At 72.2% G+C, this 3,870-nt stretch carries 3 protein-coding genes; 1 reads left to right on the forward strand and 2 read right to left on the reverse strand.

Features of this window, described 5'->3' with window-relative positions; genetic code table 11:
• Positions 1-1,462, forward strand: a 1,462-nt coding sequence (locus G3I65_RS54615; protein ID WP_160704336.1) for a S8 family peptidase, incomplete at its 5' end; no start/stop codon positions are given.
• Positions 1,463-1,502: 40 nt separating this feature from the next.
• Here the strand turns inward: G3I65_RS54615 and G3I65_RS54620 are convergent.
• Both G3I65_RS54620 and G3I65_RS54625 read right to left on the reverse strand, forming a co-directional pair.
• Positions 1,503-2,939 carry a trypsin-like serine protease gene (locus G3I65_RS54620; RefSeq protein WP_160704338.1) on the reverse strand — a complete coding sequence of 479 codons (1,437 nt, stop codon included), beginning with the start codon at positions 2,937-2,939 and terminating at the stop codon, positions 1,503-1,505.
• A gap of 89 nt (positions 2,940-3,028) precedes the next feature.
• Positions 3,029-3,454 (reverse strand): DUF6292 family protein, encoded by a 426-nt coding sequence (locus G3I65_RS54625; protein WP_160704340.1) that lies wholly within the window; start codon positions 3,452-3,454, stop codon positions 3,029-3,031.
• Positions 3,455-3,870: the final 416 nt, after the last annotated feature.

A 3,870-nucleotide genomic window follows, 5' to 3' on the forward strand; every position in this document is an offset into this window, starting at 1 on the left:
CGCCGCGCCGGCGGAGGGCGCCGTGGTCCCGGCCCGGCAGCACTACGGCGACCAGTACATCGTGGTGCTCAAGGACGCCCAGGGCCGCACCGCACCGGCGTCGCTCGCCACGCGGTACGGCGGCGAGGTCCGGTCGACGTACTCCCGGGTCCTGCACGGGTTCTCCGCCCGGCACCTCACCGCGCGGCAGGCACGGCGGCTGGCGGCCGACCCGGCGGTGGCGGCCGTCTACGAGGACGGCACGGCGCGGATCGCCGGTACCCAGACCAACCCGACCTGGGGCCTGGACCGCATCGACCAGGCGAACCTGCCCCGCGACAACTCCTACACCTACCCGAACACCGGCGAGGGCGTCACCGCCTACGACCTCGACACCGGGATCAAACCCGACAACCCCGAGTACGAAGGCCGCGCGTCGATCGGCAAGGATTTCGTCGGAGGGAACGGCAGCGACTGCAACGGCCACGGCACGCACACCGCGGGCACGATCGGCAGCAAGACCTACGGCGTCGCGAAGAAGGTCAAGCTCGTCGGGCTCAAGGTGCTCGGCAACGACTGCTCCGGCAACGGCCCGGACTCCGCCGCGGTCGACGCGATCGAGTGGGTCACGGCCAACGCCGTCAAGCCCGCCGTCGCGAACATGAGCCTCACCATGGACCAGGTCGGGGTCGGCGACGACGCGATCAAGCGGTCGATCGCGGCCGGGATCGTCTACTCGGTGGCCGCCGGCAACAGCTCCACCGACGCGTGCAACACCAGCCCCGCGCACGTGCCCGAGGCGATCACGGTCAACGCCTCCGACGAGAACGACAACCGCGCGTCCTTCTCCAACTACGGCAGCTGCACCGACCTCTTCGCGCCGGGCAACAACATCACGTCGCTCGGGCTGTCGAACGGCAGCACCGCGAACATGAGCGGCACGTCGATGGCGACCCCGCACGTCACCGGCGCGGCCGCGCTCTACCTGGCCGCCAACCCGGGCGCCACGGCGCAGCAGACGCGGGACGCGCTCGTCGGCGGCGCGACGTCCGGTGTCGTCAAGAACGCCGGGAGCGGTTCGCCGAACAAGCTGCTGAACGTGTCGTTCATCGGCGGCGGCACCCCACCGTCGCAGTGCGGCGCCAAGTCGAACACGACGCCGGTGGCGATCCCGGACGCCGGCGCCGCGGTCACCAGCTCGGTCACCCAGGACGGCTGCGACGGCAAGGCCTCCGCGGCGCTGCCGGTGAAGGTGGACATCAGCCACACCTACACCGGCGACCTCGCCATCGACCTGATCGGGCCGAGCGGCGCGGTCTTCCCGCTGCGGAAGGCGGGCGGGACCGGCTCGGCGGCGGGCATCCACACCACGTTCACGGTAAACGCGGCCGCGGAGCAGGCGAACGGCACCTGGCAGCTGCGGGTGCAGGACGTCTACCGGTTCGACACCGGCACGCTGGACGGCTTCACGATCACCTTCTGACACCGGGGCGGGGAGGCGGCCGCCTCCCCGCCCGCGGTCCTCATTGGACGGTCAAGGTGTAGTTCGCCGTCGCCGTCTTGCCGGTCGAGTCCTTCGCGGTGACGGTGACCGGGTAGGTCCCGCGCTGGAACGGCCCGACCACCTGCATCTGCGCCGTCCCGGCGCCGTTCAGCGTCGAGGGGTTGAAGAACGGCGCGAACGAGAGCCCGGTGGCCGACAGCGTCACGGTGCCGGTGCCGCCGGCCACGGTGACCGTCGCGGTGGTGAAGAAGCCGGGCTGCACGGTCCCGCTGCCGGGGTTGACGCTCACCTTGAGATCGCCGGTCGGCGGCTGGCCGCTGCCGACGGTCAGCGTCAGCTTCGCGGTCGCCGTGCCGCTGGGGCCGGTCCCGGTGATCGTGACCGGGTAGTCGCCTTGCGGGGTGCTCGCGGACGTCTCGATCGTCAGCTTCGCGGTGTCCCCCGAGGTGATCTTGGCGGGCTGGAACGTCGCCTTCGCGCCTTCCGGCAGGCCGGACGCGGTCAGGTCGACCTGCTCCGGGCCGTTCTTACCGGCGGTGCTCGTCACCGAGGCGGAGACGTACTTGCCCGGTTCGGCCCGCACCGCGCCCGGCGTGACCCCGAGCCCGAACGTCTCCGGCGGCGTGACGTCGCCGATCTGCTGCGCGACCCAGTCGCCCATGTCGTTGTTGAGGCGGCCGTAGACGCTGTACCACTTGAAGTCGCTGCGGCTCCACGACGCGACGCCGGCGACCTTGCCGTCGACGAGCAGCGGGCCGCCGCTGTCGCCGGGCAGGATCGTGACGTGGCCGTCGGCGTAGCCGCTGCAGATCATGGTGGCTTCCTGGAACCCGGCACCGACCCCGCCGCAGTTGCCGCCGGCGACGATCGGCAGGCTGAACTTCGTCAGCGTGACGTCGCGGGTGTCGTCGTTGAAGTCCTTCTTGCCGTAGCCGAGCCCGAGCCCGGTCTTGCCCGGCTTGTTCAGGTCGGTGTCGGCCGAGGTGGCGACCTTCGCGTACTGCCCGCCCGGCACCGGGATGTCCCGGTCGGTCGTCACCACCGCGACGTCGTAGCCCTGGTCGAAGTTGACGTACTTGGGGTGGGTGTCGTAGCTGACGACGCCGATGGCCGTGCCACCGCCGGCGCTGAGGTCGTCGAGCCCGTACAGGAAGGACTTCTCGCCCTCGGCCGCCTTGCAGTGGGCGGCGATGAGGATCTTGCGCGGGGCGACGACCGAGCCGGTGCACGTCTGGCCGAGCGGCCGCGACCCGCCCTCCCGCAGCCCCGCGATGATGAACGGGTAGTCCTTGACCGACGCGGGCGTCCCGCCGACCGAAGACGGCGAAACCCCCGACGGCAGCGGCGTCCCGCCGAGCGGGGCGACCGCGGGCGGAGTGGCACCCGCGGGCACGGCGAACAGCGGCAGGGCGAGGACGGCGGCGAACGCGCCCAGCAAGCGTTGTCTCGAGTTCACGGCAGCTCCTTTTCGAGGTTGCTGCCGGTCACTTTCCGGTGACGCCGGGTACGAGAACAACCGGGGAGCCGCCCCGTACGGCTACGGAACTATTGCCGCGCGAGCAGGGCGTTCAGCAGCTGTTCGTGGTCACCCGCCGCGCGCAGCTCCGGCGCTTCGAGCGAGCCCGCGCCGGGGTCGTCGGCGCGCACGGCGGCCAGGAACCGGACCACGGCACGGGGTTCGGGGACGACTTCGCCGCCGAGGTGGACCAGCACCGTGGCCGGGTTCCCGTTCGCGCCTTCGACCGCCGCGGCCCAGCCGTGCCGCTCGTCCCAGACGAGCGCGAGATCGTGATCGGGGAAGCGCCCGAGCCGCCAGTCGAGCGCGATGTAGGCCGCGGCGGGCGTGCCCGCGTCGAGGGTGCAGGACTCCAGCCCGACGCCGACGGCCTTGGCGACCGCCTCCACGTACCCGCGCAACCGCCGTTCGAACGAGAACTCCGTGTCGCGCCCGAAGTCGATCAGAATGCTCAACGCCGCCTCGCTTTCCCCTTGTGCGCCGCGGGATCCCCGCGGTCCGGACGGCGGGTACCCCGTCGGGGGGACGATCAACCCCGGCCTAGCGACCGGCTGCCTTCCTGCACCGGCGCGCGATCAGGACCGCCCGAACCGGCGGAGTCCCGAGCGCGCCGCGGGCCTCCGCCCACCGAGGGCGCAGACCGACCCCCGCGGGGACCAGGCCGCCCGAACCGGCCCGGCTGCGCAGCAGGCGGCACGCCGTCGCGCGCGACTCGCCCCCCGCGGTGCGGCTCAACCCCGGCCTCGCGACCGGCACCGGCGAGCGGGCGATCAGCCTCCTCCCCTGGGCAGCGCCACCGCCAGGCAGTGTCCGGCAAATGTCGCGCCGAGACTGGGCCTGCGGTGTCTTGAATGAGTCATTCAGGACCTCC

The sequence above is a fragment of the Amycolatopsis sp. SID8362 genome, from assembly GCF_010550475.1.
Taxonomy (GTDB): Bacteria; Actinomycetota; Actinomycetes; order Mycobacteriales; family Pseudonocardiaceae; genus Amycolatopsis; species Amycolatopsis eburnea.